Origin of the sequence: Nocardioides sp. CCNWLW216 (genome assembly GCF_037120545.1) — a bacterium.
In the GTDB taxonomy this organism is placed as follows: domain Bacteria; phylum Actinomycetota; class Actinomycetes; order Propionibacteriales; family Nocardioidaceae; genus Nocardioides; species Nocardioides lianchengensis.
Window position 1 is genome coordinate 114,711 of record NZ_JBBBBJ010000011.1, and the last position, 17,075, is coordinate 131,785.

Consider the following 17,075-nt stretch of genomic DNA (forward strand, 5'->3'; position numbering starts at 1 on the left):
CCGGCTGTCATGGTGGAGAGGTGGACGAGGTCGACGTGGTCGTCGTGGGTGCGGGACTGGCCGGGCTGCAGTGCGCGCGGAGCCTGCGCGACCGGGGCCTGACGACGGTCGTCCTGGAAGCGGGCGACGCACCCGGCGGCCGGGTCCGGACCGACGTCGTCGACGGGTTCCGCTGCGACCGCGGGTTCCAGCTCCTCAACCCCGCCTACCCGGCCCTGCGCCGGCACGTCGACGTCGGCGCGCTGGACCTCGGGACCTTCGGCCGCGGCGTGGTGGTCGCGCAGGACGACGGCTCCTCGATCGTCGCCGACCCGCTGCGTCACCCCCGGCTGCTCGGCCGGACGCTGCGCAGCGGCTACGTCCGACCGCTCGAGATCGGTCGGCTCCTCGCCTGGCTCGCTCCCGCACTCGGCTCCGTGCCCCGACTGCTGGCAGGCCCCGATCGCAGCCGGGCGGAGTCGCTGGCCGCTGCCGGGGTCAGCGGGCGGCTCGGGCACGAGGTGCTGGAGCCGTTCCTCACCGGCGTCCTCGCCGAGGACGACGGCTCGTCGTCGGCCACCTTCGTGCGCCTGCTGCTGCGCAGCTTCGTCCGCGCCACCCCCGGCGTGCCCGGGCACGGGATGCAGGCGCTGCCCGACCAGCTCGCCCGGGGCCTCGACCTGCGCCTGCGGACGCGTGTCACCGAGATCCGCGGGCCGGGTGAGGTGCGCTCGGAGGTCGGCTCCCACCGGGCCCGCGCCGTCGTGGTCGCGACGGACCCGGTCTCCGCAGCCGAGCTGGCACCCCTCGCCGCGACCCCGATGAAGGGCTTGCGGACCTGGTGGTTCGCGACCGGCCAGGGTCTGACCGATCCGACCTTCCTGCGGGTCGACGGTCACCGCGCCGGACCGGTCGTGAACTCCGCGGTCCTGTCGGCCGTGGCACCGTCGTACGCGCCCGCCGGACGGCACCTGGTGCAGGCCACGACGCTGCTGCCGAGCGACAGCACCGAGGCCGACGTACGACGGCACCTGGAGCGGCTCTGGTCGGTCGCCACCGGCGACTGGGACCTGGTGACGGTCCACGACGTCCCCCACGCGCTGCCCCGCCAACCCGCGCCGGCCGAGGTACGACGGCCGGTGAACCTCGGCGGAGGGCTGTTCGTCGCCGGGGACCACCGGGACACCGGGTCCATCCAGGGGGCGCTGGTGTCCGGGGCCCGGGCGGCGCGGGCGGTCGCCGCCTCCCTCGGGAGCCGACGGTGAACCCGCAGGGTCCCCCGCTGCCCACCCGGCAGGTGATGAGCCAGTGGTGGCGTGACATCTCGTTCCTGCACTGGCGTGTCGACCCCGACCTGGTCGCCCCGCTGCTGCCCGCCGGCACGCGACCCGACGTGCACGACGGCAGCAGCTGGGTCGGGCTGATCCCGTTCCGGATGGTCGACGCCGCGCTGGGGCGCGGCCGCCCGGTCCCCCGCCTGGGCACGTTCCTGGAGACGAACGTCCGGCTCTACTCCGTCGACGACGCCGGACGGCGCGGCGTCGTCTTCCGGTCCCTGGAGGCCGACCGACTCCCGGTCGTGGCGGCCGCCCGGCTCGGCTTCGGGGTGCCGTACCAATGGGCACGGCTCCGGGTGGATCCCGTCGGGCTGGGACCCGACCCGCAGGGCCGGACCATCGCGTACCGCTCCCGGCGGCGGGGCCGCACGGGAGCAGGCGGCCGCATCGACGTCGAGGTCGGTGGACCCGTTGCCGAGCCGAGCCCGCTGGACCTGTTCCTCACCGCGCGCTTCGGGCTGCACACGAGGGTGGCCGGTCGGACCCTCTGGGTGCCGAACAGCCACGGCCCGTGGCCGCTGCGGTCCGCCCGCGCCGTCGTCGTCGAGGACACGCTCGTCGCCGCGGCCGGACTGCCCGGCCTGACCGACTCACCGCCCGACTCGGTCCTGTTCTCCAGCGGGGTGCGCACGGTCTTCGGGCTCCCGCAGCGGGTCTGACGGGTCCGGCAGCGGCGGTTCGAGCCCGGCTGCGCGGCGCACGTTCACGAAGCGCATCCGGTGCACCGGCGAGGGCCCGTGCTCGCGGAGCGCGGCGGTGTGGACGTCGGTGATGTAGCCCTTGTGGGTCTTGAAGTCGTACGCCGGCCACTCGCGGTCGAGGTCGGTCATGATCCGGTCGCGGGTGACCTTGGCCAGCACCGACGCGGCGCTGATGCACGCGGCCACCCGGTCGCCCTTCCAGACCGCCAGCCCCGGTACGCCGAGCCCGTCGACGGGGAACCCGTCGGTCAGCACGTACGCCGGCGGCAGGTCGAGCAGTGCCACCGCCCGGCGCAGCGCCTCGACGTTGGCGACATGCATGCCCAGCCGGTCGCACTCCTCGTGCCCGACGACCACGACCGACCAGGCCACGGCCCGTCGTACCACCTGGTCGTAGCAGCGCTCACGCGCGGCCGCCGTCAGCAGCTTCGAGTCGGCCAGCCCGGGCACGATGCCGGCCTTTCCCTCGGGCAGGATCGCCGCGCCGGCGACCAGCGGTCCCGCGCAGGCTCCGCGCCCGGCCTCGTCGACGCCGGCGATCGGCGCGATGCCGTGGCGGCGCAGGGCGCGCTCGTAGCCGTACAGCCCGGCGTCACGCCGGACCGTCGCACCGCGGGGCAGGACGCTCACGCCGGCGGGCTCAGGAGGGGGCGGGCACGTCGTCGAAGGCGTCGACGCCGCTGGTGAGGTCGAAACGCTTGGCCGGCCAGACCCGGGCCAGCAGGCGGCCCACGACGCTGTCGACATCGACGTACGGCGCATCGCAGCCGGCGTCGTCCGGCTCGCACTGGTCCAGCTTGGCCGAGGAGTCGCCCGAGTGACGGCGGTTGTCGCCCATCACGAAGAGCTTGCCCTCCGGGATCGGGCCGACCTTCCAGTCCTCGCCGCACTGCGACGGCATCGGTCCGTAGCAGGCCGCGCCGTCGAGGACCGCGTAGTCCGACTCGTCCACGGCGACCCCGTTGATCATCAGCCGGCCCTGCTCGTCGCAGCACTCGATGGTGTCCCCGGCGACGCCGACCACCCGCTTCACGAGGTGCCCACCGGTCGGGTAGAGCCCGACCGCGGCGAGGGCCTTCGGGATCGTCCCGGTGGGACCCGCCGACGAGATCGGGTCCAGCCAGCCGCCCGGGTCCTCGAACACGATGACGTCGCCGCGCTGCGGCTCGCCACCGAACCAGTACGACGGCTTCTGCACCAGGATCCGGTCGTTGATGACCAGGCCGGGCTCCATCGACTCCGACGGGATGTAGAAGGACTGGACGAAGAACGACTTCACCACCACGGCCAGGGCCACGGCCACGACCAGCAGCAGGATCGTCTCCTGCCACCCGGACAGCTTGCGCTTCGGCGTGGGCTGTCCGGCCGGAACGGACGAGGACCGCGGGTCCCCGGCGCCGTCGTCGTCGACGGGCGGGGTCCCGCGGTCCTCGGAAGTCACGCGCAGATCCTAGGTGGCCCCCTGAAGGGCCGGACCTCAGGCCTCGCGGCGCTCCTTGATCTTGGCGGCCTTGCCGCGCAGGTTGCGCAGGTAGTAGAGCTTCGCGCGGCGCACGTCACCGCGGGTGACGATCTCGATCTGCTCGAAGATCGGGGAGTTGAGCGGGAAGGTCCGCTCGACACCGACGCCGAAGGAGACCTTGCGGACGGTGAAGGTGCGGCCGATGCCGGAGCCCTGCACGCGGATCACGACGCCCTGGAAGATCTGGACACGGGAGCGGCTGCCCTCGATGACCTTCACGTGGACCTTGATGGTGTCGCCCGCGCGGAAGGCGGGGACGTCGTCGCGCTTCGAGGCGGCGCCGAGCTCGGTGACGATGTTGCTCATGGTGTTCTCCTCGCGAGTGCCACAGGTCAGCCGCGGTGTCGGATGGTGGTGCGTGTTCAGGTGTCGGACCAGGCGAGGTGGCCGGCGGCGCGGGGCTCCCCCTGTGGCAGGGGCCCGACGCAGACCCTCCGTGTGTTCCTCGGAGCGGTCCTTCGGCCCGGCTGGACCAAGGGGTGAGTCTGCCACAGGCGCCTCAGCGCCCGGTAATCCGCTTCGTCAGCACGACCGCCCCCGGGGGCGGCTCGATGTCGGGGCGCAGCCGGAAGCCGGCCTTCTTGTACATCCGCAGGTTGTCGGTGCTGCCCGCCCCCGTGAACAGCACGTACGACGCCGCCGCCGGCGGGGCGACCCGCTGGACGTGCTCGAGCAGCGCCCGGCCCAGCCCGCGGCCCTGCTGGTCGGGCGCCACCATGACCCGGCCGATGTCCCAGGCGTCACCCTCGAGCCGCCCGCGCACCGCCCCCACGAGCCGGCCGGCGGCGCGGACGACGTACCAGTCCCAGGCCTCGAAGGAGGCCAGCAGGTCGTCGAGGGACTCGTGCAGCGCGGGGATGGCCAGGGAGTCGTTGGCGATGGCCTCCTGCACCCAGCAGGCGCGCTGCAGCACCAGGAGCTCGGGCCCGTCGGCGCGGGTGGCCGGGACGATCTCCCACTCCCCCGCGAGCCCGGCCACCGCGCTCGCGTGCAGCAAGTCGGGACGCCGCTCCGCGGTCCGGGCGAGCTGCTGTGCGTGCCGCCAGGCGGCGATCGCGCCGTGATTGCCGCCGAGGAGCACCTCGGGCACGTCGTGGCCGCGCCACGACGCGGGCTTGGTGTAGACGGGGTACTCCAGCAGTCCGTCCTCGTGCGACTCCTCGACCAGCGAGGCGGCGTTGCCCATGAACCCGGGCAGCAGCCGGACGACGGCCTCGGTCACCGCGAGCGCAGCCACCTCGCCGCCGTTGAGGACGTAGTCGCCGATCGACACCTCGCGCACCTCGGCGCGGGTCGCGGCGTGGTCGAGCACCCGCTGGTCGATGCCCTCGTAGCGCCCGCAGGCGAAGACCAGCCGCTCCCGGGTGGCCAGCTCGCGGGCCAGCGCCTGGGTGAGCGGCTCCCCCGACGGGCTGGGCACGATCACGGTCGCGCCGTCCACCTGCAGCTCGTCGAACGCCTCGCCCCACGGCTCGGGCTTCAGGACCATGCCCGCGCCCCCGCCGTACGGCGTGTCGTCGACGGTGCGGTGCCGGTCGCGCGTCCAGCCGCGCAGGTCGTGCACGTGCACCTCGATCAGCCCGGCTGCCACCGCCTTGCCCGGCAGCGACAGCTGCAACGGCGCGAGGTAGTCCGGGAAGATCGTGAGGTAGTCGAGCCGCACGCCGATCAGTCGTCCTCGAGCGGGGTGACCAGACCCGGCCGGTCGGCGACCACGAGGCGCCCGCCCCGCACGTCGACCTCGGGCACCAGCGCCTTGACGAAGGGCACCAGGGTGTCGCGCCCCTCCGGGGTGCGGATGGACAGCAGGTCCTGCGCGCCGTGCTGCAGCGAGGTCACCTCGCCGAGCAGCCGGCCGTCGACGTCGTACGCCGTCAGGCCGATCAGCTGGTGGTCGTAGTACTCGTCGGGGTCCTCGGGCGACTCGTCGGCCGGGACCTCGGCGTGCAGCAGCAGCCCGCGCACCCCCTCGGCGGCGGTCCGGTCGGGGACCTCCTCGAAGACCACCAGCAGTCGCGAGGAGTGCCAGCGGGCACGCTCGACGGTCAGGGTGCGCAGCGTGCTCGACGAGCCGCGCGGCGCCTCCACCCGGAGCACCGATCCGGGCGCGAAGCGCCGGTCGGGCTCGTCGGTGCGGACGTCGACCGTGACGTCGCCGCGGATGCCGTGGGCCTTGCCGATCCGGCCGACCAGGACCTCGATGGTCTCCAACCCTGCGCTCCTCCAGATATGCCGACTGGGTGCCGCCCCGGAGGGCGACACCCAGTCGAGCGGTTCGTGCGTGACGCTGCTCAGCGGCGCCGGTCGACGTCCACGAAGTCGATCCGCGCGCCGCCCTTGCCGGCGAGCGCGGAGATGACGGTGCGGAACGCCGAGGCGGTCCGACCGCCCCGGCCGATCACCTTGCCGAGGTCGTCGGGGTGGACCCGGACCTCGAGGACCGAGCCGCGACGGAGCTGCTTGTCGCGGACCGAGACGTCGTCGGGGTTGTCGACGACACCCCGGACCAGGTGCTCGAGAGCGTCGGCGAGCATGGCGCTCAGGCCTCGCTCTTGGTCTCGGCCGCCTCGGCCTCGACGGTGGCGTCCTCAGGCGTCTGACCGGCGGCGACCTCGGGGGTCTCCTCGGCCTTCGGCTCCTCGGTCTTCTCCACCTTCTCGGCCTTCTCGGCCTTCTTGGTGGTGGCCTTCTTGGTCACGGCGTCGGACGAGCCGGAGCCGTGGGCCTCGGCGAGGGCCTCGTTGAAGATGTCGAGCTTGGAGCGCTTCGGCTCCTTGACCTTCAGGGTGCCCTCGGTGCCCGGGAGACCCTTGTAGGTCTGCCAGTCGCCGGTGACCTTGAGGATCGCCTCGACGGCCTCGGTCGGCTGCGCGCCGACGCCCAGCCAGTACTGCGCCCGCTCGGAGACGACGTCGATGTACGACGGGTCCTCCTTGGGGTGGTACTTGCCGATCTCCTCGATGACCTTGCCGTCGCGCTTCTTGCGCGAGTCGACGACGACGATGCGGTACTGCGGCACCCGGACCTTGCCCAGGCGCTTCAAACGGATCTTGACGGCCACGGTTGTGGTGTCTCCTCAGGAATTTGGTGTGGGTGGCGGCCCCGCAACCAGGTGGGGAACACCGGGGGTAGGACCTCCGAAGGGCTCTGCCCGACCGGGTGAGAGGGACCGGACGCGCAGGACTCAGCGCACGATTCTGCCAGACGCGGGTGGGGCCCGGGAAATCGGGCACGATGCCCGCCATGACCGCTCCCCCGCCGCCCCCGACCACGCCGAAGGTGCGCCCGTCGTGGTGGTGGTTCGTGCTCGGCGGCGGCCTCCTCGTCGCGGCCGTGATCAGCGGCATCGGGCTGTTCGTCTGGACCCTGAGCGGCTTCATGTCCACCGACGTCACGGTCGACGCGGACGGCACGGCCCATGCCGTGGAGGTCGGCACCGACGGCGACCGGATGCTGTGGTTCGACGAGCGGTACGACGACCCGACCTGCCGGATCGTGGACGCCGCCACCGGCGACCCGGTCGCGGGCCTGCGCAGCCCCACCGGCGACTTCCGGCGCTCGACCGGGGGCGAGGAGTGGGCCGGCGCGGCCTTGTTCGAGCCCGGCTCGGGCCGGCTCGACGTGACCTGCACCGGCGCCGGGACGGTCCCGGTGCAGGTGGAGATCGGACCCGCGCCCAGCCTGGGCAGCTTCGGCCTGGGCCTGGCGCTGACCATCGCCGTACCCCTGGTGCTCGGCGGACTCGGGCTGGTCGTGCTGCTCGTCACCGGCATCCTCTGGTCGACGCGCGCGACGACGCGGCGCTAAGTCCTCACGATCCGGCGTGACCTGCCGAAGGTGCACGCATGTCCATCGCGCCCGCTCCGTCCACCGCCCCCGTGGCGCTGGTCATCGAGGACGACGAGGACACCACCGACCTGCTCGACCTGGTCCTGTCACAGGCCGGCTTCTCCGTCATCACCGCGGTCAACGGCGCCGAGGGCACCGAGCTGGCCCGGGTGCACCAGCCGGCCCTGACCACCATCGACGTGTCGATGCCCGGCATGGACGGCCTCGAGACGACCCGGCGGATCCGAGAGTTCAGCGGCACCTACATCGTCATCATCAGCACCCGTTCCGCCGAGCACGACATCCTGGCCGGCTTCGACGCCGGCGCCGACGACTACGTCCCGAAGCCGATCCGGCCCCGCGAACTGCAGGCGCGGCTCGCCGCGGTGGCCCGCCGCCCCGTCACGACCTTCGCCGCCCAGCCGGTCGCCGCGATGTGGGCCGCGGCCGACGAGGACGCGGAGCGCTCGGCGTACCACCGCCAGGTCGTCGCCGGGGTGCGGCCGCCCGTCGTACCGCTCGAGGTGCTGCCGGCCCAGCCGGAGCCCGAGGAGCGCGACGCCGACGACGTGGGCGAGGACGGGCGCGACGGCATGCTGCAGCTCGGCATGCGGTTCGTCGGCAGCTGGATCGAGTTCTACGGTCTGCGGATCAACCCGGCCCGCAGCCTGGTCGTCGTCGACGACCGTCTGGTCGACCTCAACCCGCGACAGTTCGACCTGCTGCAGCTGATGCTCTACTCGGGCACCCGGACCCGCTCGGCGCGCTATCTGGCGCTCCGGCTGCGCGGTGAGACCGAGGAGACCACCCACACGCAGGCCTACCAGGACCGCGACTGGGTCGAGTCGCTGATGGAGAACCTGCTCAACCGGCTCGGCGAGCGGCACCTGACGCCGCGCTGGATCGAGGCCCGTCCGGGGTCGAAGTTCCGGCTGGTCCGCCCGGAGTAGCCGCAACTTACGCGTCCGCCAGCGCGTCCCAGCGGCATGACCGCGCTCTCCCGCCGCCACCCGTGGCTACGGCCGTTCGCCGCCGCGGTCCACCGCGCCCGCCGTCGGCTGGCGTGGTGCCGACCCGGGACCGACTGGGCGCGGGAGCGTCGTACCCGGGCGCTGCCGGCGCGCGCCTTCCGCCACCGCTCGCTGCTGCTGCGCGCGCTCCCGGGGGTCGACCCGGCCCTCCAGCACGGCAAGGTGGTCAACCTCCGCCTCGCCGCGGCCCGCCTGGACGGCGTGGTGCTGCAGCCGGGCCAGACCCTCTCGTTCAACCGGACGATCGGCAACGCCACCCGCCGCAAGGGGTACGTCGACGGCCTGCGCCTCCTCGACGGCCGTCCCGCGGCCGGCGTCGGCGGCGGCCTCTGCCAGCTGGCCAACCTGGTGCACTGGCTGGTCCTGCACTCACCCCTGACCGTCGTCGAGCGCTCCGAGCACAGCGTCGACCCGTTCCCCGACCACCAGCGCGTCGTCCCCTGGGGCGTGGGCTGCACGATCGCCTACAACTACGTCGACCTGGTGGTCCGCAACGACACCACCACCACCTTCCAGCTGCGGACCTGGGTCGGGCAGCGACACCTCCACGGCGAGCTGCGCACCGACCGTCTGCTCCCTGACACCTACGTGGTCGAGGCGCGCGGCGAGGAGTTCGTCCGTCTCGACGGCGTGGTGCACCGGCGCAACGAGATCTGGCGGACGGTGCGCTCCCGAACGACCAGCGGGCAGGTTCGCGCCGAACTGGTCCGTCGTACGTCGGCGCGGGTGCTCTACGACCCGGACCCCGCGCTGGTCCGCGAGGCCTAGGCCACGACCCGGCCGCGCAGCACGACCCGCGAGGGCGCGTAGAGCACCGACGGGTCGGTGACGGGGTCGCGGTCGAGGACCAGGAAGTCGGCCGGGGCACCCTCGGCCAGGGTCGCGTCGAAGCCCAGCCACTCGCGCGCGCGCCAGGAGGCCGCGGCCACGACGTCGGCGGCGGGCAGACCGAGCTCGACCATGGCCAGCACCTCGCCGGCCAGGTGGCCGTGGCGGGCGGGACCGCCACCGTCGCTGCCGACGTACAGCGCGACGCCGGCCTCCCAGGCGCTCATCAAGACCTCGCGCCGGTGCGCGTAGAGGTCCTCCATCGTCGAGGCGTACGCCGGGAACCGCTCGCGCCCGGCCTCGGCGAAGCCCGGGAACTTCTGCGTCTGCATGACGGTCGGCACCAGCGCGACTCCGGCCGCGGCCATCTGCTCGACCTGGTCGAGGCCGAGTCCGGTGCCGTGCTCGATGCAGTCGATCCCCGACTCGAGGAGCCCGGGCAGGACGTCGCGACCGAAGCAGTGGGCGGTCACTCGGGCGCCCTCGGCATGCGCCGCCGCGATCGCGGCCGCGAAGGTCTCGGCGGGGAACGACGGGGCCAGGTCGCCCTCGTCACGGGAGATCCAGTCGCCGACCAGCTTGACCCAGCCGTCGCCCGCCCGCGCCTGCTCAGCGGCGTACGACGGCAGGTCGTCGGGCTCGACCTCGTGGCCGAAGCTCCGGATGTAGCGCTTGGTGCGCGCGAGGTGACGCCCGGCCCGGATCAGCCGCGGCAGGTCGTCGCGCTCCTGCACCCAGCGGGTGTCGGCCGGCGACCCGCAGTCGCGCAGCAGCAGCGCCCCGGCGTCACGGTCCGCGAGGGCCTGCCGCTCGACCTCCGCGTCGTCGACCGCTCCCCCGTCGTCGAGACCGAGGTGGTTGTGCGCGTCGACCAGACCCGGGAGCACCCAGCCCTCCGCCACCAGCTCCGCGCCGGCCGGCCGCTCGTAGGTGACGCGACCGTCGACGACGTACAGGTCCCGCACCTCGCCGTCGGGCAGGACCGGGCCGTGGACGCGCAACGCGGGATCCGTCATGGATCGGACGCTACAGCTGGTCGAGCAGCCAGCCGGGCCCGAGGGCGAGCGCACCGAGACCCTGCACCTGGGCCTGGAGCATCCGGTCGGCGGTGACGACCGTGACCCGGTCGCCGCGCTCGGCGGCGGCACGGGTCTCGGCGACGATGGTGGCGTCGCCGTCCTTCGGAGCGTGCACGGTGCGCACGTGAGCGTCCCGGCCCGCCTTCACGCCGCCCTTGGCCGCCCCCTCAAGGACCAGCACCACCGCGTCGTACGGCGTGTCCGCGACCAGCAGCCCCTCGTGCAGCCGCCGCGCCGCCCCGGCCCGGTCCTTCCACCACCCGTCCGGGCGGCTGCCGACCACGTTGGCCCCGTCGACCACCAGCACCGTGCTCATCGAGGGCTGATCCGGGGGCCGGAGAGTCTCACTTCAGGAACTTCGAGAAGTCCTTCGGCAGGTTCAGCTCGGAGGCGGCCTTCTCGTAGTCGATCGGCTCGGCCGGGTTGCCGAAGGGGTTGCCGGCGGAGGCGGCCTTCTCCTTCTCGGCGGCGGCCTGCTGGGCGGCCTTGGCGGGGTTGCCGGAGCGCTTGGCGCCCTTGCCCTTCTTCGGCTGCGGCTTGGTCTTGCCGCGGCCACCACCGAGGCCGGGCATCCCCGGCATCCCCGGCATGCCGGGCATCCCGCCGCCCTTGGCCATCTGCATCATCATCTTGCGCGCCTCGAAGAAGCGGTCGACGAGCTGGTTGACGTCGGAGACCTGGCGGCCGGAGCCGCGGGCGATGCGGGCCCGGCGGGAGCCGTCGATCATCTTGGGGTTGTCACGCTCGGCCGGCGTCATCGAGCGGATGATCGCCTCGATGCGGTCGATCTCGCGCTCGTCGAAGTTCTCGAGCTGCTCGCGGAACTGCCCCATCCCGGGCAGCATCCCCATGATCTTCGACATCGAGCCGAGCTTGCGGACCTGCTGCATCTGCTGCAGGAAGTCGTCGAGGGTGAACTCGCCGCCCTGGCCGCTGAGCTTCTGGGCGGCCTTGAGGGCCTGCTCCTGGTCGAAGGTCTTCTCGGCCTGCTCGATCAGGGTGAGCATGTCGCCCATGTCGAGGATGCGCGAGGCCATCCGGTCAGGGTGGAAGAGGTCGAAGTCGGTCGCCTTCTCGCCCGCCGAGGCGAACATGACCGGCTTGCCGGTGATCGAGGCGATCGACAGCGCGGCTCCACCGCGGGCGTCACCGTCGAGCTTGGTGAGGACGACGCCGTCGTACCCGACGCCGTCGAGGAAGGCCTGGGCCGTCGAGACGGCGTCCTGACCGATCATCGCGTCGACGACGAAGAGCACCTCGTCGGGCTGGACGGCGTCGCGGATGTCGGCGGCCTGCTTCATCAGCTCGGCGTCGACACCGAGGCGGCCGGCGGTGTCGATGATGACGACGTCGTGGAGCTTGCGCTTGGCCTCCTCGATCGACGCGCGCGAGACGGCGACCGGGTCGCCGACGCCGTTGCCGGGCTCGGGCGCGAAGACGGGTACGCCGACCCGCTCGCCGTTGACCTGCAGCTGAGTCACCGCGTTGGGGCGCTGCAGGTCGCAGGCCACCAGCATCGGGGTCTTGCCCTGCTCCTTGAGCCAGAGCGCGAGCTTGCCCGCCAGGGTCGTCTTGCCGGCACCCTGGAGCCCGGCCAGCATGATGACGGTCGGACCGGTCTTGGCGTAGCGCAGCCGGCGGGTCTCGCCGCCGAGGATGGCCACGAGCTCCTCGTGGACGATCTTCACGACCTGCTGGGCGGGGTTCAGCGCGCCGCTGACCTCCTCGCCGCGGGCCCGCTCCTTGACCGACGCCACGAACTCCTTGACGACGGGCAGGGCGACGTCGGCCTCGAGCAGCGCGATCCGGATCTCGCGCGCGGTGGCGTCGATGTCGGCCTCGGAGAGCCGACCCTTCCCCCGCAGGTTCTTGAAGGTGTCGGCGAGCCGGTCGGAGAGAGTGGCGAACAAGAGAGTCCTCGGCGATCGAGAGGGTCGTGGCGAACCCCCAGCCTAACTGTGGAGACCTATCCTGGCCGCATGGTGTGGGTCCTGCTGGAGGTGACGGGTGGCGTGCTCGCCCTCGGTCTCGTCGTGTGGGCCAGCCACCGGATGCTGATGGCCGGTGGGGACGGCTCCACGGGCGGCGACCCGTTCGGGGTGTTCGTCGAGGTCTTCGAGCCCGCCCGCGACCGGGCGAACCGCGATCTGGACTCCCGCGAGCACCAGGCGGAGGCCGTCCCCTCGCCCGGCGAGGACGACCGCCCGGTCCGGGTCGACCTGACCACCGGCCGGGCGACGGTCAGGCGCCCTCGCTCGTGAGCGCCGCGCGTACGGCGTGCGCGGCCTCGGCCGCGCGCTGGTCGCTGAGCGCGCCCGCCGACGCCTCCTGCAGGTAGAACACGTCCACCGCCTGCGGGCCGAGCGTGTCGACGTGCGCCGACCGCACCGCCACGTCCATGCGGGCCAGGGCCGCGCAGACGAGGTAGACGACGCCCGGCCGGTCCTCGGCGCGCACCTCCAGCACCGTGGCCTGGTCCGAGGCCTCGGGCCGGACGACGACCGTCGGGGCCAGGGAGCGCTCCGCGGTGGGGCGCAGCCGGGTGGCCGGGTCGGTCCGGCCGTCGCGGACCGCCTCGTAGGTCTGCCGGAGGACCGCCGGCTCGACCCGGCCCTCGCCGACCTCCCAGACCGACACGCCGTACTGGTCCTGCGCCCAGGCGCGGGCGGCGCGCACCGGCACCCGGTGGAGCGCGAAGAGGGCGGCCAGATCGGCCAGCAGCCCGACCCGGTCCTGGGCGATCGCGGTCACCCGGGCCCCGTCCTCCAGCGGCTCGACGCTCAGCGACAGCGCTCCCCCGGCGACCTCGCGCGGGATCGACACCTCGTCGGTCACGATCGTGGGGAGCGTCGAGCCTGCGTCGAGCGCCGCACGGGTACGGCGGGCCAGGTCCAGGATCAGCCCGGAGCGCCAGGACGACCACGCCTTGGGCGACGTGGCCCGCGCGTCGGCCTCGGTGAGCGCGGTGAGCAGCGTCATCGTCTCCGGGTCGCCGACCCGCGACGCGACCAGGTCGACGGTGGCCGGATCGTCGGGGTCGCGGGTGGTCGCGGTCTCGGCGAGCAGCAGGTGCCATCGCACCAGGGTCGCGATCCGGTCGACCGCGGCGGCGTCGAAGCCGAGGCGGGTGGCGATGCTCCGCGCGATCGGCTCGCCGGCGACGCTGTGCTCGGTGAGGCTGCCCTTGCCGATGTCGTGCAGCAGCGCGGCGACCATCAGTGCGTCGGGCCGACCGACCGTGCGGATCAGGGCCGAGGCCTCGATGCAGGTCTCGACGACGTGCCGGTCGACGGTGAACCGGTGGATGACCGAGGCGTGCGGGAGGAGCCGGATCCGCTCCCACTCGGGCAGTACCTGCGCGAGGGCGCCGGTCTCCTCGAGGGTCTCCCACACGGCGAGCAGGCCGCGTCCGGACGCCAGCAGCCGCACCAGCAGCTGACGGGCCTCCGCGGGCCAGGGATCGGGCAGCGCGGCGCACTCGCGCGCCAACCGGGCCGCGGTCGCGGGCGCGAGCAGGGCGTCGTTCTCGGCGGCCGCCGCTGCGGCACGCAGCAGCAGGGCGGGGTCCTCCGCGGGCCGGGCGCGCCGGTCGAGCACGACCTCGCCGGCAGCCAGCGCGACGCCGGCCGCGACCGGGGTGAGCGAGGGCTTGCGGGCGCCGACGGCCGACGGCCGCTTGAGCCGGTCGTCGACCCGGCGCCACGTGAGTCGGGAGAGATGGGTGATCCGGCGGCCGAGCTCGCGCACGTGCACCTGGGCGGCGCGCGCGTCGGCGACACCGAGGTCGTCGGCCAGCACGTCCCACGTCTCGGGCGCGATCCGGTCGGTCGCGCGGCCGGCGATGGCGTGCACCAGGTCGCGCACGTCGAGGAGCGCCTGCCGGCTCTGCTCGAGCTCGACGTGCGGTACGTCGACCAGCCAGGTCGCGACCAGCGCCTTGAGCACGGTCGCATCGCGCAGGCCGCCCTCGGACTCCTTCAGGTCCGGCACCGACAGGTGCGCGAGCTCGCCCATCAGCTGGTGGCGGCCCCGGACCAGCTCCTGCAGCGCGGGCAGCCGGTCGAGGGCCTGCCGGCGCCACTGCGCGAGCATCGTGGTGCGCAGCCGCAGCGTGAGGTGCGGGTCCCCGGCGAGGTGCCGGATGTCGAGCAGCCCCAGCACGACCCGCAGGTCCCCGTCGGCCGCGGCGACCATCTCGGGGAAGGTGCGGACCGAGTGGTCGATGGTGGCGCCGGAGTCCCACAGCGGGTACCAGATCTTGGCGGCCAGCTCGCCGAGGTCTACGCCCTCGGCGCTGACCAGGACCACGTCGAGGTCGGAGTGCGGGGCCAGCTCGCCGCGTCCGTAGCCGCCGACGGCGACCAGGGCGACGCCGGAGTCCGGTCCCCCGCAGTCGGCGTACGCCGTGGCGCAGAGCGCGTCGGCCTCGAAGGTACGACGGGCGCGATCAGCAGCGGTCACGCGGCTCGGGTCATGTCTCAGAGCGCCGCGTCGTCGCGGTCGCCGGTGCGCACGCGCAGCACCGAGTCGACGGGCGAGACCCACACCTTGCCGTCGCCGATCTTGCCGGTCTCGGCGCTCGTGCGGACCGCGTCGACGACGGCCTCGACGTCGCCGTCGCTGACGACGATCTCCAGGCGGATCTTCGGGACCAGGGCGATGTCGTACTCGGCACCGCGGTAGACCTCGGTGTGGCCCTTCTGGCGGCCGTAGCCGCTGACCTCGCTGACGGTCATGCCCGTCACGCCGACCGACTCCAGGGCGACGCGGACGTCCTCCCACTTGTGCGGCTTGATGACCGCGGTCACGAGCTTCATGTGTACCCCTTGTGCACAGGTGTGGGACGACGGGACGAATCATGCCCGAGTCCGGGCCGGAGAAGACGGCGGCCCGGCTCCCTGGGCAGGGAGCCGGGCCGCCGGTGGATCACAGCGCCGCTTCGTCCCGGTCGCCGGTGCGGACGCGGACGACGGTCTCGATGGGGCTGACCCACACCTTCCCGTCACCGATCCGGCCGGTCTGGGCCGTCTTGACGATGATCCCGACCACGTCGTCGGCGTCGTCGTTGTCGACGACGATCTCGATGCGGATCTTCGGGACCAGGGCGATGTCGTACTCAGCGCCGCGGTAGACCTCGGTGTGGCCCTTCTGGCGGCCGTAGCCGCTGACCTCGCTGACGGTCATGCCCGTCACGCCGAAGGTCTCGAGCGCCTCGCGGACGTCCTCCCACTTGTGCGGCTTGATCACCGCGGTCACGAGCTTCATACGTGCGTCCCTTCCGACTTCGTGGCGGCGGCGATGACGCCGGTGCCGCTGCTGGAGAGGCTGGTGTGCAGGTCGTACGCCGTCTCGCCGTGCTGGTCGAAGTCGATGCCCTCGACCTCGGCCTCGTCGGTGATCCGCAGGCCCAGCGTGTACTTGATGGCCAGACCGATGATCGTGGTGATCACGGTGACGTAGACGATGGCCACCAGGACACCCAGGATCTGGTCGACCAGCGAGTCGATGCCGCCGCCGTAGAGGAGGCCGTCGACGCCGCCCGCACCGTCGGACGTCGAGAAGACACCGATCAGGACGGTGCCGATGATGCCGCCGACCAGGTGGACGCCCACGACGTCGAGCGAGTCGTCGTACCCGAGCTTGAACTTCAGGCCCACGGCCCAGGCGCAGACCGCACCGGCGATGGCACCGATGGCGACCGCACCACTCAGGTCGACCGCACCGGCGGCCGGGGTGATGGCGACCAGGCCCGCGACGATGCCGGACGCGGCGCCGAGCGAGGTGGCCTTGCCGTGCAGGAACCGCTCGACCAGCAGCCAGCCCAGGATCGCGGCCATGGCGGCCAGGGTGGTGTTGCCGAAGGTGCGACCGGTCTCGGCGAAGAACTGCTCCATGTCGGCCTCGGGGCTCTCGCCACCGAAGACGATGGAGCCGACGTTGAAGCCGTACCAGCCGAACCAGAGCAGACCGGCACCGAGCATGGTGAGGGTCAGGTTGTGCGGACGCATCGGCTCCTTGCCGAAGCCGATCCGCTTGCCGAGCAGGAGCACCAGCACGAGCGCGGCGATACCGGCGTTGATGTGGACGGCCGTGCCACCCGCGTAGTCCTGCGCGCCGATCTTGCCGCAGATGAGCGAGTCGTCGGTGCAGCTGAAGACCATGTGGGCCATCGGGAAGTAGCAGAGCAGCGCCCAGATCGGGGTGAAGACCACCCAGGCGGAGAACTTCATGCGGTCGGCGACCGCGCCGCTGATCAGCGCGACGGTGATGATCGCGAAGGTCATCTGGAACATCACGCCGATGTAGGCGTCGGTGGTGACACCGTCGAGCCAGAACAGCTCGAACGGGTTGGCGAAGAAGATGCCGTCACCGCCGAAGCCGATCGACCAGCCGACCGCGACGTACAGGATGCCGACGATGGCGGCCGCGACGTACGACATCATCATCATGTTCAGCACGGACTTCGACCGCGACATGCCGCCGTAGAAGAGGGCCAGGGCCGGCACCGTCATCATCAGGACCAGCGCTGTCGCGATCAGCATGAAGGCGTAATAGCCGTCCACAGAACCTCCAGGGAAACAAAACGGGAAGGCGGCGGGGACGACAACGCTGTCGACCCGGGCTCGCCCTGTTCGACCCACACCTTCTTGGCCCGAGGTTTCGCCACCACCCGGTTCATGTTTCGTCGTCGTAACAGACCTCGGGTCGGTGTTACTTCGACATTTCGGCACCACATCGGCGCGACGGATGCCGAAGCAGAGCTGGAGAGC

20 protein-coding genes are annotated in these 17,075 nt (G+C 72.7%); 6 read left to right on the plus strand and 14 right to left on the minus strand.

Translation table 11 applies throughout. The annotated features are described in order from the left end of the window. Nucleotides 1-20 precede the first annotated feature (20 nt). Both V7S47_RS21355 and V7S47_RS21360 read left to right on the plus strand, forming a co-directional pair. Nucleotides 21-1,244: an NAD(P)/FAD-dependent oxidoreductase gene (locus V7S47_RS21355; protein WP_336563464.1), complete on the plus strand. Its 1,224-nt coding sequence runs from the start codon at nt 21-23 to the stop codon at nt 1,242-1,244. Further along, nucleotides 1,241-1,975 carry a YqjF family protein gene (locus V7S47_RS21360; RefSeq protein ID WP_336563465.1) on the plus strand — a complete coding sequence of 245 codons (735 nt, stop codon included), beginning with the start codon at nt 1,241-1,243 and terminating at the stop codon, nt 1,973-1,975. The genes V7S47_RS21355 and V7S47_RS21360 overlap by 4 nt, the downstream gene beginning before the upstream one ends. On the opposite strand, the gene V7S47_RS21365 is transcribed toward V7S47_RS21360, so the two are convergent. From V7S47_RS21365 to rpsP, 7 genes are all read right to left on the minus strand, one after another. Then, entirely contained in the window at nt 1,907-2,647 is a 741-nt protein-coding gene (locus V7S47_RS21365) for a ribonuclease HII (protein WP_336563466.1), read from the minus strand. The two genes, V7S47_RS21360 and V7S47_RS21365, sit on opposite strands and share 69 nt — an antisense overlap. Nucleotides 2,648-2,657: 10 nt before the next feature. Continuing rightward, nucleotides 2,658-3,458, minus strand: a complete 801-nt coding sequence (gene lepB / locus V7S47_RS21370; RefSeq protein WP_336563467.1) for a signal peptidase I — start codon at nt 3,456-3,458, stop codon at nt 2,658-2,660. 36 nt (nt 3,459-3,494) lie between these two features. After that, on the minus strand, nt 3,495-3,845 hold the full coding sequence (rplS, locus tag V7S47_RS21375; protein WP_090852808.1) for a 50S ribosomal protein L19: 351 nt from the start codon (nt 3,843-3,845) through the stop codon (nt 3,495-3,497). Between the two features lie 193 nt (nt 3,846-4,038). Continuing rightward, nucleotides 4,039-5,202 carry a tRNA (guanosine(37)-N1)-methyltransferase TrmD gene (gene trmD / locus V7S47_RS21380; RefSeq protein ID WP_336563468.1) on the minus strand — a complete coding sequence of 388 codons (1,164 nt, stop codon included), beginning with the start codon at nt 5,200-5,202 and terminating at the stop codon, nt 4,039-4,041. Nucleotides 5,203-5,207: 5 nt separating this feature from the next. Continuing rightward, on the minus strand, nt 5,208-5,750 hold the full coding sequence (gene rimM, locus V7S47_RS21385; RefSeq protein ID WP_336563469.1) for a ribosome maturation factor RimM: 543 nt from the start codon (nt 5,748-5,750) through the stop codon (nt 5,208-5,210). Between the two features lie 80 nt (nt 5,751-5,830). Then, nucleotides 5,831-6,073, minus strand: coding sequence for an RNA-binding protein (locus tag V7S47_RS21390; RefSeq protein WP_090852813.1), 243 nt, complete (start codon nt 6,071-6,073; stop codon nt 5,831-5,833). A gap of 5 nt (nt 6,074-6,078) precedes the next feature. Beyond that, nucleotides 6,079-6,600 carry a 30S ribosomal protein S16 gene (gene rpsP, locus V7S47_RS21395; protein ID WP_336563470.1) on the minus strand — a complete coding sequence of 174 codons (522 nt, stop codon included), beginning with the start codon at nt 6,598-6,600 and terminating at the stop codon, nt 6,079-6,081. Nucleotides 6,601-6,782: 182 nt separating this feature from the next. On the opposite strand from rpsP, the gene V7S47_RS21400 reads away from it, so the two are divergent. Genes V7S47_RS21400 through V7S47_RS21410 form a run of 3 tightly spaced genes read left to right on the plus strand, consistent with a single transcriptional unit; the run spans nt 6,783 to nt 9,166 of the window. Next, nucleotides 6,783-7,346 carry a hypothetical protein gene (locus V7S47_RS21400; protein ID WP_336563471.1) on the plus strand — a complete coding sequence of 188 codons (564 nt, stop codon included), beginning with the start codon at nt 6,783-6,785 and terminating at the stop codon, nt 7,344-7,346. 38 nt (nt 7,347-7,384) lie between these two features. After that, complete coding sequence (locus tag V7S47_RS21405; RefSeq protein WP_336563472.1) at nt 7,385-8,317, plus strand: response regulator; 933 nt, start codon at nt 7,385-7,387, stop codon at nt 8,315-8,317. 36 nt (nt 8,318-8,353) lie between these two features. Next, nucleotides 8,354-9,166 carry a VanW family protein gene (locus V7S47_RS21410; protein WP_336563473.1) on the plus strand — a complete coding sequence of 271 codons (813 nt, stop codon included), beginning with the start codon at nt 8,354-8,356 and terminating at the stop codon, nt 9,164-9,166. Here V7S47_RS21410 and V7S47_RS21415 read toward each other — a convergent pair. From V7S47_RS21415 to ffh, 3 genes are read right to left on the minus strand one after another with little or no spacing between them, the layout of a single operon-like run. Then, nucleotides 9,163-10,242: an amidohydrolase family protein gene (locus V7S47_RS21415; protein WP_336563474.1), complete on the minus strand. Its 1,080-nt coding sequence runs from the start codon at nt 10,240-10,242 to the stop codon at nt 9,163-9,165. The genes V7S47_RS21410 and V7S47_RS21415 overlap by 4 nt on opposite strands. 10 nt (nt 10,243-10,252) lie before the next feature. Then, entirely contained in the window at nt 10,253-10,621 is a 369-nt protein-coding gene (locus V7S47_RS21420) for a hypothetical protein (RefSeq protein ID WP_336563475.1), read from the minus strand. 28 nt (nt 10,622-10,649) lie between these two features. Then, entirely contained in the window at nt 10,650-12,215 is a 1,566-nt protein-coding gene (gene ffh / locus V7S47_RS21425) for a signal recognition particle protein (RefSeq protein WP_336563476.1), read from the minus strand. Nucleotides 12,216-12,284: 69 nt separating this feature from the next. Between ffh and V7S47_RS21430 the strand changes: the two genes are divergently transcribed. Next, on the plus strand, nt 12,285-12,566 hold the full coding sequence (locus V7S47_RS21430; RefSeq protein ID WP_336563477.1) for a hypothetical protein: 282 nt from the start codon (nt 12,285-12,287) through the stop codon (nt 12,564-12,566). Here the strand turns inward: V7S47_RS21430 and V7S47_RS21435 are convergent. From V7S47_RS21435 to V7S47_RS21450, 4 genes are all read right to left on the minus strand, one after another. After that, on the minus strand, nt 12,547-14,766 hold the full coding sequence (locus tag V7S47_RS21435) for a [protein-PII] uridylyltransferase (RefSeq protein WP_336563478.1): 2,220 nt from the start codon (nt 14,764-14,766) through the stop codon (nt 12,547-12,549). The genes V7S47_RS21430 and V7S47_RS21435 overlap by 20 nt on opposite strands. Before the next feature lie 17 nt (nt 14,767-14,783). After that, nucleotides 14,784-15,122, minus strand: coding sequence for a P-II family nitrogen regulator (locus V7S47_RS21440; protein ID WP_336563479.1), 339 nt, complete (start codon nt 15,120-15,122; stop codon nt 14,784-14,786). 109 nt (nt 15,123-15,231) lie between these two features. Then, entirely contained in the window at nt 15,232-15,570 is a 339-nt protein-coding gene (locus tag V7S47_RS21445; RefSeq protein ID WP_090852848.1) for a P-II family nitrogen regulator, read from the minus strand. Next, nucleotides 15,567-16,847, minus strand: a complete 1,281-nt coding sequence (locus tag V7S47_RS21450) for an ammonium transporter (RefSeq protein ID WP_336563480.1) — start codon at nt 16,845-16,847, stop codon at nt 15,567-15,569. Before V7S47_RS21450 ends, V7S47_RS21445 begins: the two co-directional genes overlap by 4 nt. Nucleotides 16,848-17,075: the final 228 nt, after the last annotated feature.

Coding starts and splice junctions, on each gene's coding strand:
- V7S47_RS21440 (WP_336563479.1), bottom strand. CDS start 15,122: ATGAAGCTCGTGACCGCGGTCATCAAGCCGCACAAGTGGGAGGACGTC.
- V7S47_RS21390 (WP_090852813.1), bottom strand. CDS start 6,073: ATGCTCGCCGACGCTCTCGAGCACCTGGTCCGGGGTGTCGTCGACAAC.
- rplS (WP_090852808.1), bottom strand. CDS start 3,845: ATGAGCAACATCGTCACCGAGCTCGGCGCCGCCTCGAAGCGCGACGAC.
- V7S47_RS21410 (WP_336563473.1), top strand. CDS start 8,354: ATGACCGCGCTCTCCCGCCGCCACCCGTGGCTACGGCCGTTCGCCGCC.
- V7S47_RS21450 (WP_336563480.1), bottom strand. CDS start 16,847: ATGCTGATCGCGACAGCGCTGGTCCTGATGATGACGGTGCCGGCCCTG.
- V7S47_RS21400 (WP_336563471.1), top strand. CDS start 6,783: ATGACCGCTCCCCCGCCGCCCCCGACCACGCCGAAGGTGCGCCCGTCG.
- V7S47_RS21445 (WP_090852848.1), bottom strand. CDS start 15,570: ATGAAGCTCGTGACCGCGGTGATCAAGCCGCACAAGTGGGAGGACGTC.
- V7S47_RS21415 (WP_336563474.1), bottom strand. CDS start 10,242: ATGACGGATCCCGCGTTGCGCGTCCACGGCCCGGTCCTGCCCGACGGC.
- V7S47_RS21420 (WP_336563475.1), bottom strand. CDS start 10,621: ATGAGCACGGTGCTGGTGGTCGACGGGGCCAACGTGGTCGGCAGCCGC.
- V7S47_RS21430 (WP_336563477.1), top strand. CDS start 12,285: ATGGTGTGGGTCCTGCTGGAGGTGACGGGTGGCGTGCTCGCCCTCGGT.
- V7S47_RS21405 (WP_336563472.1), top strand. CDS start 7,385: ATGTCCATCGCGCCCGCTCCGTCCACCGCCCCCGTGGCGCTGGTCATC.